Genomic DNA, 17,317 nt, shown 5'->3' on the forward strand with positions numbered 1-17,317 from the left:
CGCCACCGGCGCGGCGCCCGACCAGTTCGCCTCGCCGACCCGCTCGCCCGCGGGTGAACTGCCGCCGCGGGGTGAAGGACGGGCCGGGGACCGGGCCATCCAGCAGTTGCTGGAACAGTCCTGGCCCGCCGATCTGTCCGCCGCGCAGGCCAAGCAACTGCTCGATACGGCAGCAAAGGTGCTGCGCGCGGACGCCACGGGACTGGGCCAGGACGCCTTCCCTAGCGCGTTCCCCAGCGCCGCGCACTCCGGCGCCGTCTCCCCGGCGTTCACCCGGATCCGAATCCAGGCCGCGATCGCCCGCCAAGACCCCGCCCGGCCGGGCCAGACGCTCGCACATCTGGTGTGGGCCGCGGCCGACCGCGGCGGCACGTACACCGACGGCCGTCTCGCCGACATTCCCTTCACTCACCGCACCGGAGATGCCACCGCATGGACGCCGCTTCCCCCCGCCACCTCATGACTGTCCAGGCCCTGCCCGACCTCGCCGATGCCAGCTTCGCCGTGGGCCGCGCCGCGTGGTGGCTCGTCGCGCACTGGTACGTGCCGCTGTTCCTCGCCCTCGCGGCAGGTGCGCTGTGGGAACTGATCAGCAGGCGCCTGTCCGAGCTGGCCTCGCGGGAGCGGTGCGTACTGATGGTGACGCCCGCGCCGTACTTCGACCCGGACGAGGAGCGGGTGCTGCGCCAGGGCCTGAAGATGCTGCAGGCCGCGAACGCGCTGCCGTGGTGGGCCCCCAAACGCTCGCGGTCAGTACGGATTCGGATGCGCTCGGACGAGACGCATCCCCTGTCCTACCGGCTGGAGGGACCAGAGGGTGCGCAGAAGTTTCTGCGGGTGAGCGCGTTCGGCGACGCCGTGGCCGTACAGAATATGTCGCCCAAAGATGCCGAGCGTGCGTGTGAGCAAGCAGGTGACCAGCGGGACTTCGAGGTGCGCGGGGAAATGGTCCTGCGCGGCAACCCGGCTTCCTATCTGCGCGAGGTGCCGCTGAATCCGGATCCGCTGCAGCCGATCGTGGACGCCGTCTCCGCGCTGAAGACCGAGCTCGGCGACCTGGTGGAAATCTGCGTCGACTTGCAGCCCGCACCGCGGCCCGCGGTGCGCCTGCAGCGCTGGCAGCTCATGCAAAGGGCCCGCGGCGAAGAGCATGCCGAGGCCCGGGCAGCATCCCGGTGGATGCGCCAGGACGTGGCCGCGGCCGCCGATTCGCTGCGCACCCTCGCCCAGGGCCGCAATCAGGGCGCGGCCCCTCTGGTCGTGCCGCACCCGCGGCGCGTCGACAGGGACAAGGCGCTCGGCAAGCTTGCCGACGACACCGCGCTGGCCCGCGTGCAGATCCTGATCCGCTGCGCCTCCGACCGCGAGGGCCGCGCGCGGGCCCTGCTCGCCCAGGTGCAGGGCGGTTTCACGGTGTTCGCGCACGAAGCGCGGCTCGCGCCGCGCGGTCTGCGGCTATTCGCCTGGTGGTGGGGACCGGACCAGTGGCCGCTTCGCCGCAGCTGGCAGCGCCGCTGGGACCTGGGTCAGTGCCGCCCCTCCAGTGCGAACCTCGCACGGCTCACCGAGCTCACGGGCCTGCTCAAGCCGCCAACCCGGCACTGCCGCCTCCCGCTGCTGCCCGCCCAGTTGCCGACCTTCGAGCACGGCAACGCAGACCTGCTGCTACAGGGCGCTCTCGTGGAGAGCGACGGGACGCGCCGACTCGTCGCCACGCATGCCGCGCAGACGCTGTTCGAGACCGGACTCGGCAAGTCCGGCGCCGGCAAGACCGAACGGGCCCTGGCCCAGGCGATTGCGGTCGCACATGCCGGTGGCGGACTGCTGTACGTCGACCCGCACGGTGACTCCTGGCACCGCGCCGCCCCCTACCTCGCCCACCCCATGATCATGGCGCGGGTGCAGGTCGTGGATCTCAAGCCGGCCGACAACACCCGGCCCATCGCCGCGTGGAACCTGCTCGACATGAGCGCCGGGCAGCCGCGCCATGAGGTCACCGACGCCGTCGTCGACGGACTGGCCGCCGGCATGAAGTGGGACGACACGAGCACGCCGCGCGGCATCACCATCCTCACCGCCTGCGTGCAGGTCCTGACGGCCCTGAACGCGAAGGCCTGCGCGGCGGGCCGGCCCGAGGCGCAGGCCACCGTCTTCCACATCACCGCGCTGCTCACCGACCGCACCTTCCGGACCGCCGCGCTCCAGGCCGTGCGCGGCGAGCTGGGTGACGAGGCGAGTTCCTGGTGGGACAGCGTCTTCCCGTCCCTGACCTACGACGCGTTCGGCATCGTCCTCAACCCGCTGACTCGGCTGTCCCAGAACCCCGTCTACCACGCCTTCCTCGGCCAGCCCCAGGGCCGCCTCAACCTGCGTCGCGCCATGGATACGCGCCGCATCCTGTGGATCTGCACTGCCGGCAACGGCCCCAACGACCGGCTGGTCTCCAGCCTGATCGCGCACGAACTGCTGCGCGCCGGACGCTCCCGCCGCGACACCGCGCCCGACGACCGCGTCGACTTCCGCGGCTACCTCGACGAGCTGATCACCATCGCGGGCAGCGCCCCCGAGTCCGTGGCCAGTATGTTCGAAGACCTCCGCAAATCGAAGGTGTTCATCCACGGCATGTCCCAGTCTCTCAGCCGGCTCCCCCAGGCCGTGCGCGAGGCGCTGCTGCAGAACTCCTCCACGCTGGCCACCACCACCGGCACCCGGCGGGTCATCAAGGTCATGACCGAGGAATGGGGCGAGCGCCCCAGCGAGGACCAGGTCATCGCCCTGCCCTTGTACGAGCACTACGCCTCCTTCACCGTCGACGGCCAGCGGATCGGGCCGGTGCGCATCTCCGGCATCCACCTCGACGACGACTTCACCCACCTCGCCCGCCCCCAGCAGGTCAAAACCCTCAACGCCCGCGCGCACCGGGCGGCCGGCGGACGCCCCCTGCCCGAGGCGGCGCGCGCCGCCGCTACCCAACTCGGCGCCGTCCGCGCCTTCCTGACCACGCTGACGCCCCAGGCATCCGTCGACATGACCAAGGGATACCGCTCATGACCCCGCCCAAGACCGCCCCGTTCATCCCCAGCAGCCGCGAGAACCTGGACCACCAGATCATCGGCATGATCGCCCAGCACCGCATGGTCACCGTAAATCTGCTGCACCAGGTCCTGCTGCACGGCCAGCGCCGCGAACACATTTCCCGCGCCCTGGCCCGCCTGCGCCGCCAAGGCGTCGCCGACTGCGTCGTGCTGCCCGCCTCCCACGGCACCCGCGCCTGGTACCTCACCGAAACCGGCGCCGACATCACCCGCCACCTACCCCAGATGCAGGACCGCCCGCCCTACCCCATCACCTCCACCAGCGCCGCCTCCCTGCGCACCGCGCACACCCTCACCGTCGTCCGCGCACACGCCAGCTTCGCCACCACCGCCCGCGCCCGCGGCGACGAACACGGCCCCTGGGACTGGATCCCCGAGGTCGCCCACAACGTCGGCGACGGCGAACGCCTCATCGCCGACGCCCTTCTCTACTACACCCACCACACTCCCGGCGGGCAGCGCACCAAATACCGGGCCTTCGTCGAGGTCGACCGGGCCACCATGAGCAGCGAACGCCTCGCGGCCAAACTCATCGACTACGCCCGCCTGTTCATCTACGAACCCGCAATCGTCGGCGCCACCCGCCGGGCACGCACCGACGCACTCGGCGGACCGGCGTGGCTGCGCTGGTATCCCGCATTCCCGCGCGTCCTGTTCATCCTCACCGGCGCCGGACCCACCGCACTGGCCCACCGCATCGAGGACCTCGCCACCATGGTCCGCGAGCACCCCACCGTCGCTGCCCTCGCCCGGACCATCCCGATCGGAGCCGCCGTCCTCGAAGACATCGAGACCCTCGGCGTCGACGCCCCCGTATGGCACTGCCTGCGCACCCCGGGCGCGACACGACCCTGGACCGAACTGTGACCCGCCGCGCTCACGCCCGACGGCAGGAGCACCTACTCGTACTCGGCTCGCGGAACCAGCCGCATCGGTGCCCGCGCCACGGCGATGCGACGCAGGCCGGGTTTCGGCGGCCCGAAAGACACGCGGGCGATCGCCGCCGGCGTGTCCCGGCCCGTCACCTCTTCGACCGTGCCGAAACCGAACACGGCGTGCTCCACCACGTCCCCGACCTCCGGGACGACCAGCGGCTCCTCCACGGGCAACAGAGCGCGCCGGCCCGCTTCCCAGGCGAGGTACGTCTCCAGGTCGCCCCGCCCCACCCTCTCGGCGGGCTGGCGCTGTTCAGCCCGGCGGACGCGGCGAGCGGCGCGACCGCCCCGCCACCACCGCCACCCAGCACCACGGATCTCATCCTCGCCGCCGGCAGCGACCGTGACCGGCTGCGAGGCCAGCGCCACAGGCTCGTCGAGCGCAGGCGCGGACGCGACGGTCGGCAGGTCCCACCAGGGCGTCGCGGCCGGCACCTCCCACCAATCGCCGTCCGGCGGCGAACTGGCCTCGGGCCGGTCCTGCGCGCTGGATGCGGGCAACGGGCGGCCCTGCGCAGGCGGAGTCAGCGTGGTCAGGACGTGATGCAGGTCAGGGCGCTGCCCGGGGTCTTTGGCCAGGCAATGGGCGAGCATCGGCCTCAACGCCCTGGGAACCCCGTCAAGATCGGGTTCGTCGTGCACGACCCGGTACAGCAGGGTAGGAACGTTTCCGGTGCCGAACGGGCCGTGCCCGCTGGCCGCGTACACGAGCAGTGCGCCGAGCGAGAAGACGTCGCCGGCCGCCGTAACCCGGCGGCCCTCAGCTTGTTCCGGAGCGAGGTAACCGGGTGTGCCGATGACCGCGCCGAGGGTGGTCAGGGTCGGCCCCTCTCCCGCTGCGCGGGCGATCCCGAAGTCGATGATGCGGGGGCCGCCGGCGGCCAGGAGCACGTTGCACGGCTTCACGTCGCGGTGCACGAGACCGGCCCGGTGCACGTCGAGCAGCCCCTCGGCGAGCCCCGCCCCCAGACCGGCGGCCTCGGCAGCGCAGAGCGGACCGTGTGTGCGGACATGTGTGTCAAGGGCGGGGCCGTCGACGAACTCGGCTGCGACCCACGGTGGTTCGCCGGCCGGGTCGGCGTCCACCACCGCGGCGGAGAAGAAGCTGTTGACCGTGCGGGCGGCGGTGATCTCGCGGCGGAACCGCTCGCGAAAGCCGGGGTGGGCCGCCAGTTCGGGCCGCACGGTCTTGATGACGATCGGGCGCCCGCCGGGCGTGGCCGCCCGGTACACCGTACCCATGCCGCCCGCCCCGATACGACCGTGCACCGCGTACGGCCCGAGCCGGGTCGGGTCCTGCGCGGCCTGCCCGCCTGCCCGCCTGCCCGCCTGCCCGCCTGCCCGCCTGCCACCGCATCCTCCCACCGGACCGCTTGCTGCATCGCCGTGTGCATCTGCATATTCGCGTCAATTGCCCGCTGGTCAAGACGAGTTCGGATGTACGTCGGAGCGCACATTGCAGCAACTGCACAGTCCGTAAAAGTGCGATCCGGGCAAGGCAGGCGCATTTCACAAGGCCGCAACCTTTGACCAGTCACCTGACCTGGCCAGAGACATGACGTGCCGTCGGAGAACCTCGACGGTTCAACTACTGGAATGGTATGGCCCGTTGACAGAGAGTGGCCTAATGTACGTGCCAGCGAAGAATCGGAACCGCCCCGTCATTGAGATGTGTGTATGGGTACAGATGGAGCGGTTGCGGCGAGACGGACCTCATGAGGCGATGAGGCCCCCGGTCCACGACCAAAGACCGACTGGAACCACCCTTCGCGAAGCCGTTGATCGCCTCACGCCACGGGGAGAGTCCATGACACGAGCAGCACGGCACCCGGCATATTCCGCCCTTCGCAAGCGAAAAAGCGTCCGCTCAATCGGCTTTACTTTGGGCGCCGCTGCGCTCGTGACCACCCTGCTCACCGGCTGCTCTGGTGACGACGGCAAGGGCCCTGAGGCAACCCTCGGCCCCAAGGACCCCACGGCTTCGGCCTCGAGCGGTGATGCCGCCTCGCCGACTCCCAGTCCGACCGACCCCAATGCGGCAGTCAAGCAGGCTGTGCTCGACACCTACGACCGCATGTGGGCAGAGCAGGTCAAGGCTTATGGCAAGGGCAGCATCAACGGCACTGCCCTACGCGAGTACTCCGCGGGGCCGGCCCTGGCGGACACGCAGATCGCCATGGACAGCTTCAAGGAGAAGGGCGTTGTAACCCGCGGGGCGCCCACTCACGAGGTCACGCTGAGCGGGCTGAAGCCGGAGAAGAAGGTGCCCTGGGCGAGTCTGACGGACTGCCTGGACACGACCGCCTGGAAGTACGTCTACAAGAAGACCGGCAAACCCGTCGACATGCCCAAAGATCAAGTACTCAAGTACGTGACCAAGGTGCAGGCAGAGAAATGGGGGAAGTCGTGGAAGATCGTAGACGTCAAGCCGTCCAATACCTCCTGCTGACCGGCGCACTCGGCACCCTGCTGCTCTACCCGACGAACACCGCCGGGGCCGATGTCCCCATGGGCGCGCACTGCAGCGACTTATCACCGTTCATCACGTGCAAGGCCGATGGAGACACTGCATCACGCGGTGAAGGTGACAAAGGCGGGCGCGCCGCTCCCAAGGGAGCCGCACAGGGCAAACCTCCGAAGTGCAAGACTCAGGTTCTGGAGCCGCAGCCTGAGCCGGGGAGCCTTTTCTACAAGGGTCCTGGGAAAACCGTCTACGAGCGCGTGTGCCCGGATGGCAACACCACGACCGTCGGGGTAACTCCCGGCAATGGTGCACCCGCCATCGATCCGACCGTCGTTGCGCAGCAGGCGGTCGACAAGATGAAGCTGGTGGGCCCGAAGGTCGCCAGTCCGCGGGCGAATGCGAAGTACGTGGTCGGCGTCCCGATGTGGTTGTGGGTGACACCGAGCGCGACGACGTTCGGGCCGAACTCAACGACGGCATCGGCCGGTGGCGTCACGGTGACGGCGACGGCCAAGGTGTCGAAGATCGTGTGGTCGACGGGAGATGGCGAGAAGGTCGTGTGCAACGGACCGGGCACGCCGTTCACGAGTACCCGCAAGGGCTTGGAGTCGCCGGACTGCGGCCACATCTACCAGACGGCGTCCACGCAAGAGCCCGGTGCGAAGTTCCATCTGAGCGCCGTTTCGTACTGGAACGTGACGTGGCAGGCGAACACCGGTGAGCAGGGGCAGATCCCGACGACGCGTGAGACCGATGTGGCGTTCACCGTTGGCGAGTTGCAGGCCGTGGGCGACTGATGGTTCCGCGGATTCTCGAACGAGAGAGGCACGTGAGGTGAGCAGGACGGATGTGCCCGCCCAGCCGGCGGCGCGCGAGGCTCAGGTGGTAGCGCCGAGGGCGGGGACACAGGCCCGCTGGCAGGCGCGGCGGCGTCGGCCGGGCATGGTGGCCGCCGCGGTGGCGTGTATCGCCGTGTGCGTGGCGGGCAACTGGTGGTACTGGACGCAGAACGGGCAGCGTCAGCAGGTTCTGGAGCTTTCGCGTGATGTGCCGGCGGGGAATGTGATCAAGGACAGTGATCTGAAGGCTGCCTCGGTGGCGCTGGATCCGTCGATGCAGGTGGTCGGCATCCAGCAGCGTAGTCAGGTGGTCGGCATGCGGGCGCTTTCCTCGCTGCACTCTGGCGCGCTGCTGCACCCCAAGGAGGTCACCCGTAAGTCGTTGGTGAAGGGCGGGGAGCAGAAGGTTCGGATTGCGCTGAAGTCGGGCCAGATGCCGCAGTTGAGGCCCGAGGACACAGTGCAGGTCGTGTTCACCGCGGATGCCGCATCGTCGTCCGCGGGTGCGCCCAAGACCGAGGACACGAGTGCTCCGCAGTCGGTGCAGGTCCGCGTGGTGTGGGTCGGAGCGGCGCCGGAATCCACCGGTGAGCAGGTGGTGGATGTGGCTGTGGACAAGGCGCAGGGCCCGAAGCTGGCGGCGCAGGCGGCCGCCGGCGACGTGGCGCTGGCGGTGAACGGGGCGGGCAGCTGATGGCGGTCATCGCGTTGGCTGGTCTGCCCGGGGCGCCCGGTGTGACGACAACAGCGTTGGCTCTGCTGCAGAGTTGGCCGTTGGAGGACGATCGGCGCACGCTGCTGGCCGAGTGCGATCCCGACGGCGGTGCGGTGCTGGCCGGGGCTTTGCAGAGCAGTCTGCGGGCGGACATCGGGCTGCGGAACCTGGCCGTGTCGCGGCGAGGTGAACAGCCGCTGCCGCAGGCCTTTTGGACGCAGCTGGTGCGCCTGGGAGGCGACGACGGGGCGGCCAGTGAGCGGCATGTGCTGCTGCCGGGCCTGCCTGATCCGTCGCTGGCGCCCTCGTTGAAGCCTGAGTGGCCGGCGTTGGCCGACCTGTTCGTCGGGATCGACCGTTTGTCCACCCACCCGCATGACGTGCTGATTGACCTGGGCCGCAGTGGCGTCTACGGGCCCACCCGGGTGCTGGCCCAACGCGCCGATCTGGTGCTACTGGTGATGCGGGGCACGCTGCGCAGCCTGCATGCCGCGAAGTCGCGTGTCCCGATGGTGCAGGCCGCGCTGGAGGACGGGCACGGCGGCCCGAGCCCGTCGCTCGGCATCCTCCTGATCACGCAGGGCTCGTACGGAAAGCGGGAAGTCGAGAGCGAACTGGAGACCCGGGTGATCACCACGCTGCCGTACCGGCCGGAGGAGGCGGCGGTGTTGTCGGACGGGGCGCCCGAACCGCGGAAGTTCGCCAGGTCCCCGCTGATGAAGGCCGCGCGAGAAGCCTGCCCGCCACTGCAGCAGTTGGTGCTGATGCGTCGCTCGCGCCTCAGGTCGCCGATGCAGCAGCGCCTGGCGGAGGTGCGCCGTGCGCGCTGAGCCCGTCTACCAGGGTCCGCAGCCGCCGCGGCGGCGCACGTCCCTGCCGCCCCAGCAGCCTGCCGCGACGCCCGGGCCCGTCCCGCCGGGACAATTCGGCCCGCCGCCCTCGCCGACCGCCCAGGCGAGGCTCCCGCACGTGCAGACGGCGGGGCCCGCTTCCTTCCAGGAGCAGCGGACCGGGCTGTTCCGCCCAGCGCACAGCATCAAGAAGGTCGTGCTGGAACAGCTACGCGAGGAGGGCAAGCACCGCACGACGAAGCTGGCCCAAGAGGCCACGGAGCAGCGGGGCCGCTCGTTGATCAATGAGCAGGTGGCGGTCTGGGCGGACGCGCAGGGCGTGGCGGCCGGTGGCCTGGTCGATCCGGCGCTGGAGCGGGATCTTGCTTCGCTTGCGTTCGACATGTGTTTTCGTGCCGGGCGGCTGCAGCGTTACCTCGATGACGAGCAGGTGGAGGACATCTGGATCGAGGGCTTTGAGCGGGTCTTCCTCAAGTACGCCGGCCGGCGCAGCCCCGTGCAGGTGGACCGGGTCGCCGACTCGGAGGCCGAACTGCACGAACTGGTGCGGGACCTGATCAGCACCTCCGGGCATAATCGGCAGTTCTCCACGCACTCGCCGCAGGTCGAGCTCGAGATGCGGGACGGGGAGCGGCTGCAGGCACTCGGCCCGGAGATCACTGATGGGCGCACCCATGTAACGATCCGCCGCCACCGCTATCTGGACGCCTCGCTGCCGCGGCTGGTGGCGCTGGGAACGGTCAGCCAGGAGGCCGCCGATGTGCTGGCGGCCGCGGTCCGCGCCCGCCTCAACATCATGGTGTCCGGGGAGGCAGCGGCCGGAAAGACCACGTTTTTGCGGGCACTGCTCAAGGAGATCGCTCCCGAGGAGCGGTTCGGCACGGCGGAGACCACGTTCGAATCGCTGACCAGCCGCGCCTTCCACCCGCATGTGGTGCCGATGCAGGAGCGGTTCACCAACGGCGAGCGCGGCTTGGACGGCCGGTCGGCGGGTGAGATCACGCTCACCGACCTGATCAAGGCTGCCAAGCGGATGTCGCTGACCCGCACGATCGTCGGCGAGGTCCGCGGTGGGGAGATCACCGCGATGATGGACGTGATGACCAGTGAACGGCGCGGCAACATGTGCACCATCCACGCCTCCGACCCGTCTGCGGTCTTCGACCGGGTTGCCGAACTGTACTTGCGCGCCCAGGAGAATTTTTCCGAACGCCTGGCGTACCGGCAGATCGCCAACGGGGTGCACTTTATCGCCCACTTGTCGGTCGATGACCAGGGCACCCGCCGTCTGTCGCATATCTGGGAGGTCACCGGTGTCGCGCATGACGGGCGCCCCGGCCACAACGAGATCTTCGGACCGTCCGACGGCTTCGCCGGGCCCGCGGTGCCCCGGGACCGGATGAGCGAGCCCAGAATGCGGCAGTTGACCGCGGCCGGCCTGGCCTCTGACCTGCTGTCCCCTCAGGCCGTGGCCTACCTTCACGGAGGCCGCGCATGATCCCCTCCTTGTGGTGGATCGTCACCGGCGCCCTGGGCGGCATCGGGGTGGTGCTCGCGGTGGCCGGGCTGGTGGGAACCAGTGCGCCGAAGAAGCCGCTGCCGTGGCAGGGCGAACGCGGCACCATGGCCCGGCAGTTCGCCGCCCAGCGCCGCCTCCTCCTTGCCGTCGCCGGGGTAGCTCTGCTGGTGGTGTGGCTTGTGACCGCCATGGTGATGGCCGGCGTGATCGTCGCCGCCGTGATCGTCGGAGGCCCGTGGCTGCTGGCCGGGCAGGCCGTGAACAGGACGCAGATCGCCCGGCGCGAAGCGCTGGCCGACTGGGCACAGCGGCTCTCGGAGATGGTGCGCCTGGGCAACGCCCTGGAACGCTGCCTGATCGCCTCCCGTAAACACGCGCCCACCGCGCTCGCCGCCGAAGTGATCGACCTGTCCGACAAGATCCAGGCGGGGTGGCCCGCACACGAGGCCCTCGCCGACTTCGCCCGGGGCCTGGACGACGTGACCGGGGACAAGGTGTGCGCCGCTTTGATCATGGCGGCGCGGGACCCGGGCCCGGGCCTGGCCCAGGCCATGGAGGACCTGTCCGTCTCCGTGCGCGAGGAGGTCAAGCAGCGCCGCGCCATCGAGGCCGACCGGCAGCGGATCCGCACCACCGTGCGGGGGCTGACGATCGTCGCCCTGGTTTTGGTCGGCCTGGGTTTCACCGTCCCGTCCTACACCGGCGTCTACGCCGGGGCGCTGGGGCAGCTGGTCCTGGCGCTGCTCAGCGGCGGCTTCGTCGCCACCTTGATGTGGGGGCGCAGTTACGCCACCCGCGGGCGCAGCGCCCGGGTTCTGGTGCCCGACCGCAAGAGCCCCGTCAAGGTGCCGGAGCGGCCCGATGCGGACGAGGACGGCTTCGCTGCGGCGGAGCCGGTGTGGGGGGCCTCATGAACAACCTGGGCATCGTGATCGTCTCCGCCGCGCTGGGCGGCGGCGGTCTGGCGCTGCTGGTCAATGAACTGTTGCCCGCGGCGCCCAAGTTGGGGCCGGCCCTGGACCGGCTCAACCCGCCCCCTGCACCGCCGCAGGCGGGCGTGCAGCCCGCAACGTCCGTGCAGTCTCGGGCCCAGGAGCAGTTCGGGCAGTGGCTGCTCCGGAAGATTCCGCTCACTCTGCCCCGCCGGGATCTGGACCTGCTGGGCCACAGCGCCGAGGAATTCCTGTTCAACAAGGCGGTGCTGCTGCTGGTCGGCCTGTTCACGCCCTCGGTGTTCGTGGCCGCCTGGGTTCTGCTGGGCATCAGCGTGCCGCTGTATGCGCCGGCCGTCGTCGGTCTGATCCTCGCCGTCGTGTGCTGGTTCGTCCCGGACCTGATGCTGCGCCGCGACGCGCGGAAAGCGCGTGCCGAGGCCGCCCACGGCATCGCCGTCTACCTCGAGCTCGTCGCGCTGCGCCTGGCGTCCGGCATCGCCATCGAAGCCGCCCTGGAACAAAGTGCCTTCGCGGGCCGCGGCTGGGTGTTCCTGCGTCTGCAGGACGCGCTGATGGCCTCCCGCGTCGAGCGCACCAGCCAGGCCACAGCGCTGCACCACCTCAGCGGGCGCCTGGAACTCGCCGTGCTTGCAGACATCGCGGACTTCGCGCGAATGGCCTCCGAGGAGGGCGCCTCGGTGTATGCCCCGGTGCGTCACCGCGCGCAGAGCCTGCGCAGCGAGCAGCTCGCCGCTGAGGCCGCCGTGGCCAACGCCGACACCGAGAAGATGCACGGCCCGATCGGGGTGATGTGCGTCCTGGTCCTGGCCGCGATGGCCTTCCCTGCTCTGATCAACGCTTTCAACCTGTCGACCTGAACCGGAGATTCTCGTGTCCGACATGCTTTTGAAGGCGAGCATGCGTCTCGCCCACTTCCCTACTGTGCTTTCGCGCCGGCTGCGTGAGGTCCGCCGCCAGATGAACGAGGAAGGCGACCGGGGCGACAACCCGATCGTGACCGTCATCTTGTGGGTGGCCGGGATCGGCATCGCCATCACGATCGTGGCCGCGCTGGTCGCGCTGGGCACCCGCGCGTCCACGAAGGTCGACAACGTCGACCTCGGGGACTGAGCAGCTGGCGATGAGACATCTGCGGGACGAGCGGGGGTCGTCCCCCATCCAGGCCGCCATCATCTTCCCGGCCGTGATCATCATCTGTTTTCTGCTGATCCAGGGCGTGTTGTGGGCCTACGCCCGCAACATCGCCTACACCGCGGCCCGGGCGGGCGTGATGGCCGGCCGCACCTATGACGCAACGCCGGCCGACGGCCAGACCCGCGCCCAGCAGGCACTGGACGAGCTGGCGGGGAACGTGCTGCGCGGCACTGCAGTCAGCGCAGACGGCAGCAGCGCTGAGACGATGCGTGTGCACGTTCGCGGGCAGGCTCTGACCATACTGCCCGGTTTCCACCTGACGGTGAACGCCACCGTCACCGGGCCGATCGAACGGTTCACCATCCAGGGGGCGCCGTGACGCCTCACAGGAGGTGCGCCCCGGCCGGTTGGCGCGTCCCCTTGCGGGACGAGCGCGGGAACACGGCGATCGAGGCGGCGATCACGGTCCCGGTGCTGATCATGCTGGTGCTGCTGTTCGTGGCCGGTGCCCGGTTGTCGCTGGCCGGGCAGAAGACCGACGCGGCCGCCGAGGCCGCCGCCCGGGCAGCCTCGCTGGAACGCACCCCCGGGCAGGGACTGGAGGCGGCCAAACGCGCCGCCCGCGACGCCCTGTCGGGTGAGCAGCAGGCCTGCACCAGTGTGGCGGTACGCGCGGACACTTCGGGGCTGGCTGTGCCGGTGGGGACAGTGTCGGCGGTCACCGTGCGCGTGGAATGCCGTGTTCCGGTGGGTGATCTACTGCTGTTCGGCGGCGGGCCCGGCATCCGAACGGTCAGCAGCACGTTCACGTCCGTTGTCGACGCCTTCCGGAGCCGCACGTGAACCGCCTCGAGAACATCACGCACCCGGTGGCACGCCTGGGCCGATGGCTCGTCCGCCGACCGCGTGCCGTGCCGTTGGACGACCGCGGCGGGATCAGCCTGTTCATCGCCATCATCACCGGCCCGCTCATCCTGGTCTCCGGGCTGCTGACCGTGGACGCCTTTGGCAGTCTGCGCTCTCGTGAGAACGCCGACGCCCTGGCTGTTGAGGCCTCCCGTGCCGCGCAGCAGGCTGTCGACCTGGATTCCGTCATCCCCGCCCACGGCATCAAGATCGACCCGGCAGCGGCCACCGCGGCCGCGCATGCCTACCTGGCGCGGGCCGGCGCCGAGGGCAGCGTGCGGATCACGAACGGCGGACGCCGTATCACTGTGACCGTGACCGGCAGCTACCACGGCAAGTTCTGGCCCCACACCTTCACCCACCAGGTCTCCAGCAGCGCCCGACTGCTGTTCGGCACCACGCACCCCGAGGACGGCGAGAGCCCATGACCCGCTCCCCCGCTACCCGCGCGCCGCGGCGCCCGCGACCGACCGTGGGTCTGCTGGCGCGGGCCCTGGGTGCATTTGCCGCGCTCGCCTTCACCCTCGTTGTGATCCCGTATGTGCTGTGGCAGGCCACCAGCGCCATTGCCAGCGACGGTCTGGACGCGCTGCGGCACGCCTTCACCCGGCAGGACATCAGCGCCGCCGTGCTGATCGTCTGCTGCATCGGCTGGCTGGCCTGGGGCTCGTTCGTGCTCTCCCTGTTGCTGGAGGTCCCCGCGCAGCTGCGCGGGGTGCGTGCGCCGCGTCTTCCCGGGCTGCAGATCAGTCAACGCGCTGCCGCCTCCTTGGTCGGCGCGCTCCTCGTCCTGGCGCCGACCGGGACCGCACTGGCCGCAGCCCCCGCCCAGGCAGCACCCAGCTCCCCCGCCACAGCCGCGAGCACCACCCAACTCCCCGGCCAGGTCCAGCGGTCGATGCCACGTACAGCGCAGGCCGCCGCCACGACCGCGCCTGAGCGTGCGGCGCGGGAGACCTACACGGTGCGCGATGTGCGGCCTGCGGAGAGCCTGTGGTCGATCGCAGAGCACCTTTACGGTGACGGCGAGGCATACACCCACCTCGCCCACGCCAACGAGGGCACTACCATGATCGACGGGCGTACGTTTCATGCGAGCCTGCCGATCCAGCCCGGATGGGTCCTCCAACTGCCCTCCGGCATGAACCGGATCGACGCTCCCCACCCGGCGGCCGGTGAACAGCTGCAGGTACAGAGCGGCGGGGAGCAGCACGCGGCCGGGGCGCACACGGTGACCCGCGGCGAGACTCTCTCCGAGATCGCCCAGGACGAGACCGGTGACGCCGCGAACTGGCCGCGCCTTTATGAAGCCAGCCGCGGTGCCCAGCCCCACGGCCTCCCAAGGATCACCGACCCGGACTTGATCCGTCCTGACCAGCAGGTCACCATCCCCGACTCCGCCGGTCAGGAGTCCCCCGCCGCTCCTGGGCATCAGGACGAGCCGGCGACACCGCGTTCCCCCGGCGATTACGCCGACGACGACGCTCAGCCGGGCACCGGCCACGGTGCCGGGCCGTCCGGCCCGGCCCGCGGCGGGCAGGAGTCGGCGCTACCCGCGCCGACCGTCTCCGCTCCGTCTGCACCGTCGTCAGCGGCACGCTCCCCGCAGTCATCGCCGACCCGCGAAGGCGGGCAGCCTTCCACCGCCCAGCCGACCGAGCGGCCGCACGCCTCCCCCGGCGCCCCGTCCGCAACTCCTTCTGCGTCCGCGCCTGTTCCCGCGCAGTCTGGGCAGCCCGCACCGTCCGCCCGGCCACAGCAGGACAGCTCCTCGCCCCTCGCGATGTCGTCGGTGGTGCAGGCGTTTGCGGTCCTCGCCGGGGCGCTGACTCTCACGCTCGCCGCCAGGCGGCTGTGGCAGTGGCGCTCGCGCCGCCCCGGACAGAGCGTGCCCGAGAGCGAACCTGCCGCAGTGGAAGAAGAGTTGGCGGAGATCGCGCACGACGGCGCCGCGGGCGTGCGGCGCCTGAGCGCCGCACTGTCCGCACTGTCCGGCGCTGAGGGCGTGCCCGGCGAGCTCCCGGTGCTGCGGGCCGGGCGGGTCACCGCCTACAGCGTTCAGGTCCTCCCTGACGATGTCGCCGCGCCGCCCCAGGCGCCGTTCACCTCCTCCAAGGCGGGCTGGTGGGACCTGCCCGACAGCGTCGAGCTGCACGAGCCCGTCGCAGACGCGGTCCCCCCGTATCCGGCGCTGGTCACCCTCGGCATTTCCCCGGACGGTGACCTGCTGCTGGCGAACCTGCCCCCCTGGCAGGTCCTCCTCGTCGACGGCTCCCCCACCAGCCGGAGCGAGGTGATGGCCGCACTCGCCACCGAACTCTCGATCGGCGAGCAGGCCGACCATGTTGAGGTCGTCACCTGCGGGATGGGCGCGCTCGGCTCCGAACTGAAAGCGCTCGGTGTGCAGTACCTGCCCGATCCCCGTCTCGCCGCCAGCGAGCTCGCCGAACGGGTCCTGGAAGCCCATCAAAACCCTGGCGACCGGGGCGCACCGTACCTGGTCATGTGCGCGGGCGACATCGACGAGGACACCTGCCAGGAGTTCGCCCAGATCCTGGAACAGGCCCGCCAGCTGACCCCGTGCATCCTGGTCCTGCCCGCCACCGCCGACACTGCCTTCCCCGACGCCGAAGTCATCGACGCCGATACGCACGGTCCCCAGCGCATCGACACGCTCGGCACCGACGTGTCCCTGCAGCGCCTGGACGCCGCCACCATCACCGAACTTGCCCGCGCCTACCGCCACGCACGCCGCCCCGCCGAGGAGGCGAGCGGAGTGTGGGAACACGTACCGCCTGAGCCGATCGCAGCGCCCCGTCCCTCCCCCGCAACCCCCACGGCACGGCCGGTGCCCCACCAGGCACAGGACGAAGCCGTGGAACTCGGTGCCACAGCCCAGGGCGCAACGGCGAGTGCGGGGACAGCCGGCGAGGTTCCCGATGTGTCCCAACCGGTCGTGTTCCAGACCTTCCTGGAGGCTGGCACCGATCCAGCACAGGTGCCGCTGCAGGCCGTCCCCACCGCCTCATCCGGCAACGAGGAGCCCGCCCTCGAACAACAGGCACCGCGCTTCCTTATCCCGCCGGTGCACGCGCTGCGCACGGCCGAACGGCCCGGGCCGGTGCCGCTGAGCGACGACGACTTCGCCGTGACGGAAGCCAGCGCACGCGACAGCGCACCCCGGCTGCGGGTGCTGGGCACGGTGACGATGGACCACGTCACCAGCGGTTCGCTCTCTCCACGGCTCACTGAGCTCGCCGCGCACCTGCTCCTCAAGCCCGGCAGCAGCGCCGACAGGTTGTGTGAGGACCTCGGCGAGAGCGAGCCCTGGTCCGCCAAGACCCTCGGCTCCCGCTTCCGTGAACTGCGCACCGAACTCGGCACCAGCCCCGACGGCGATCTGTACGTCCCCCAGCGGCACGGGAAGTCCTCGCCGTTCGCGCTGGCGGACACGGTGCGCTGCGACTGGAGTGAGTTCGAGCGCCTGGCCGCGCTCGGCCTCAGCCGCGGCGAGGAGGGCCTGCGCCACCTCGAGCGCGCACTGGGCCTGGTCCACGGCATGCCCTTGGCCGAGCATCCCGCCACCTGGATGACCGGGCTGCGCACCACGATGCAGACGAAGATCACCTCCGTCGCACACACCGTCGCCTCCTACCGCCTGGCAGAGGGCCCGTATCAGGACTTCCCCAGCGCGCGACAGGCCTGCACAGTGGGTCTGAGCGTGGACTCATACTGCGAGTGGCTGCACCGCGCCCTCATGCGCACCGAGGCCGCAGCCGGCAACCACAACGCCCTGCAGAAGGCGATCGCGCACTGGCACGACGCCACCCGCCACCTACCGGCCGCACAGATCGACCGGAAGACCCAGGCACTGGTCGACGAGCTCGTCAACGCGTCCTGACC

16 protein-coding genes are annotated in these 17,317 nt (G+C 70.5%); 15 read left to right on the forward strand and 1 reads right to left on the reverse strand.

Going from position 1 to position 17,317, the window contains the following annotated elements; all coding sequences use genetic code 11:
- The 3 genes from G3I40_RS27695 to G3I40_RS27705 form a co-directional block, all read left to right on the forward strand.
- Nucleotides 1-463: hypothetical protein (locus G3I40_RS27695; RefSeq protein ID WP_343245029.1), on the forward strand; the 463-nt coding region annotated here is incomplete at its 5' end.
- A complete protein-coding gene (locus G3I40_RS27700) occupies nt 433-3,051 on the forward strand; it encodes an ATP/GTP-binding protein (protein ID WP_164305051.1) in 2,619 nt (872 codons plus the stop codon). The genes G3I40_RS27695 and G3I40_RS27700, both read left to right, overlap by 31 nt.
- Nucleotides 3,048-3,962, forward strand: a complete 915-nt coding sequence (locus G3I40_RS27705) for a replication-relaxation family protein (RefSeq protein ID WP_164305053.1) — start codon at nt 3,048-3,050, stop codon at nt 3,960-3,962. Before G3I40_RS27700 ends, G3I40_RS27705 begins: the two co-directional genes overlap by 4 nt.
- A gap of 32 nt (nt 3,963-3,994) precedes the next feature.
- Here G3I40_RS27705 and G3I40_RS27710 read toward each other — a convergent pair whose 3' ends face one another.
- On the reverse strand, nt 3,995-5,395 hold the full coding sequence (locus G3I40_RS27710; protein ID WP_343245030.1) for a serine/threonine-protein kinase: 1,401 nt from the start codon (nt 5,393-5,395) through the stop codon (nt 3,995-3,997).
- A gap of 535 nt (nt 5,396-5,930) precedes the next feature.
- Between G3I40_RS27710 and G3I40_RS27715 the strand changes: the two genes are divergently transcribed.
- The 12 genes from G3I40_RS27715 to G3I40_RS27770 all read left to right on the forward strand — a co-directional run bounded on the left by G3I40_RS27715 (nt 5,931) and on the right by G3I40_RS27770 (nt 17,315).
- On the forward strand, nt 5,931-6,479 hold the full coding sequence (locus G3I40_RS27715; RefSeq protein ID WP_164305056.1) for a hypothetical protein: 549 nt from the start codon (nt 5,931-5,933) through the stop codon (nt 6,477-6,479).
- Nucleotides 6,425-7,291, forward strand: coding sequence for an ATP/GTP-binding protein (locus G3I40_RS46595; RefSeq protein WP_203644884.1), 867 nt, complete (start codon nt 6,425-6,427; stop codon nt 7,289-7,291). Before G3I40_RS27715 ends, G3I40_RS46595 begins: the two co-directional genes overlap by 55 nt.
- A gap of 37 nt (nt 7,292-7,328) precedes the next feature.
- Nucleotides 7,329-8,027 (forward strand): SAF domain-containing protein, encoded by a 699-nt coding sequence (locus tag G3I40_RS27725; RefSeq protein WP_164305058.1) that lies wholly within the window; start codon nt 7,329-7,331, stop codon nt 8,025-8,027.
- Nucleotides 8,027-8,878, forward strand: coding sequence for a hypothetical protein (locus G3I40_RS27730; protein WP_164305060.1), 852 nt, complete (start codon nt 8,027-8,029; stop codon nt 8,876-8,878). Before G3I40_RS27725 ends, G3I40_RS27730 begins: the two co-directional genes overlap by 1 nt.
- Nucleotides 8,879-9,017: 139 nt before the next feature.
- The gene (locus tag G3I40_RS27735; protein ID WP_164305062.1) at nt 9,018-10,397 is read left to right on the forward strand and encodes a CpaF/VirB11 family protein; all 1,380 of its coding nucleotides are present in this window, start codon (nt 9,018-9,020) and stop codon (nt 10,395-10,397) included.
- The gene (locus tag G3I40_RS27740) at nt 10,394-11,332 is read left to right on the forward strand and encodes a type II secretion system F family protein (RefSeq protein ID WP_164305064.1); all 939 of its coding nucleotides are present in this window, start codon (nt 10,394-10,396) and stop codon (nt 11,330-11,332) included. The genes G3I40_RS27735 and G3I40_RS27740 overlap by 4 nt, the downstream gene beginning before the upstream one ends.
- The gene (locus G3I40_RS27745) at nt 11,329-12,231 is read left to right on the forward strand and encodes a hypothetical protein (protein ID WP_164305066.1); all 903 of its coding nucleotides are present in this window, start codon (nt 11,329-11,331) and stop codon (nt 12,229-12,231) included. The genes G3I40_RS27740 and G3I40_RS27745 overlap by 4 nt, the downstream gene beginning before the upstream one ends.
- Before the next feature lie 13 nt (nt 12,232-12,244).
- Complete coding sequence (locus G3I40_RS27750) at nt 12,245-12,484, forward strand: hypothetical protein (protein ID WP_164305068.1); 240 nt, start codon at nt 12,245-12,247, stop codon at nt 12,482-12,484.
- A gap of 10 nt (nt 12,485-12,494) precedes the next feature.
- Nucleotides 12,495-12,887: a TadE/TadG family type IV pilus assembly protein gene (locus G3I40_RS27755; protein WP_164305070.1), complete on the forward strand. Its 393-nt coding sequence runs from the start codon at nt 12,495-12,497 to the stop codon at nt 12,885-12,887.
- A 101-nt stretch (nt 12,888-12,988) separates the two neighbouring features.
- Entirely contained in the window at nt 12,989-13,351 is a 363-nt protein-coding gene (locus tag G3I40_RS27760; protein ID WP_164305121.1) for a pilus assembly protein, read from the forward strand.
- Nucleotides 13,348-13,842 (forward strand): hypothetical protein, encoded by a 495-nt coding sequence (locus G3I40_RS27765; protein ID WP_164305072.1) that lies wholly within the window; start codon nt 13,348-13,350, stop codon nt 13,840-13,842. Before G3I40_RS27760 ends, G3I40_RS27765 begins: the two co-directional genes overlap by 4 nt.
- Nucleotides 13,839-17,315 carry a LysM peptidoglycan-binding domain-containing protein gene (locus G3I40_RS27770; protein WP_164305074.1) on the forward strand — a complete coding sequence of 1,159 codons (3,477 nt, stop codon included), beginning with the start codon at nt 13,839-13,841 and terminating at the stop codon, nt 17,313-17,315. The genes G3I40_RS27765 and G3I40_RS27770 overlap by 4 nt, the downstream gene beginning before the upstream one ends.
- Nucleotides 17,316-17,317: the final 2 nt, after the last annotated feature.

It is taken from the genome of Streptomyces sp. SID14478 (assembly GCF_010548525.1).
Taxonomy (GTDB): domain Bacteria; phylum Actinomycetota; class Actinomycetes; order Streptomycetales; family Streptomycetaceae; genus Streptomyces.

Excerpts from the sequence above, each read along its gene's own strand:
- G3I40_RS27755 (WP_164305070.1), top strand. The coding sequence starts at position 12,495 with ATGAGACATCTGCGGGACGAGCGGGGGTCGTCCCCCATCCAGGCCGCC.
- G3I40_RS27770 (WP_164305074.1), top strand. The coding sequence starts at position 13,839 with ATGACCCGCTCCCCCGCTACCCGCGCGCCGCGGCGCCCGCGACCGACC.
- G3I40_RS27700 (WP_164305051.1), top strand. The coding sequence starts at position 433 with ATGGACGCCGCTTCCCCCCGCCACCTCATGACTGTCCAGGCCCTGCCC.
- G3I40_RS27740 (WP_164305064.1), top strand. The coding sequence starts at position 10,394 with ATGATCCCCTCCTTGTGGTGGATCGTCACCGGCGCCCTGGGCGGCATC.
- G3I40_RS46595 (WP_203644884.1), top strand. The coding sequence starts at position 6,425 with ATGGGGGAAGTCGTGGAAGATCGTAGACGTCAAGCCGTCCAATACCTC.
- G3I40_RS27745 (WP_164305066.1), top strand. The coding sequence starts at position 11,329 with ATGAACAACCTGGGCATCGTGATCGTCTCCGCCGCGCTGGGCGGCGGC.
- G3I40_RS27705 (WP_164305053.1), top strand. The coding sequence starts at position 3,048 with ATGACCCCGCCCAAGACCGCCCCGTTCATCCCCAGCAGCCGCGAGAAC.
- G3I40_RS27760 (WP_164305121.1), top strand. The coding sequence starts at position 12,989 with ATGCTGGTGCTGCTGTTCGTGGCCGGTGCCCGGTTGTCGCTGGCCGGG.
- G3I40_RS27730 (WP_164305060.1), top strand. The coding sequence starts at position 8,027 with ATGGCGGTCATCGCGTTGGCTGGTCTGCCCGGGGCGCCCGGTGTGACG.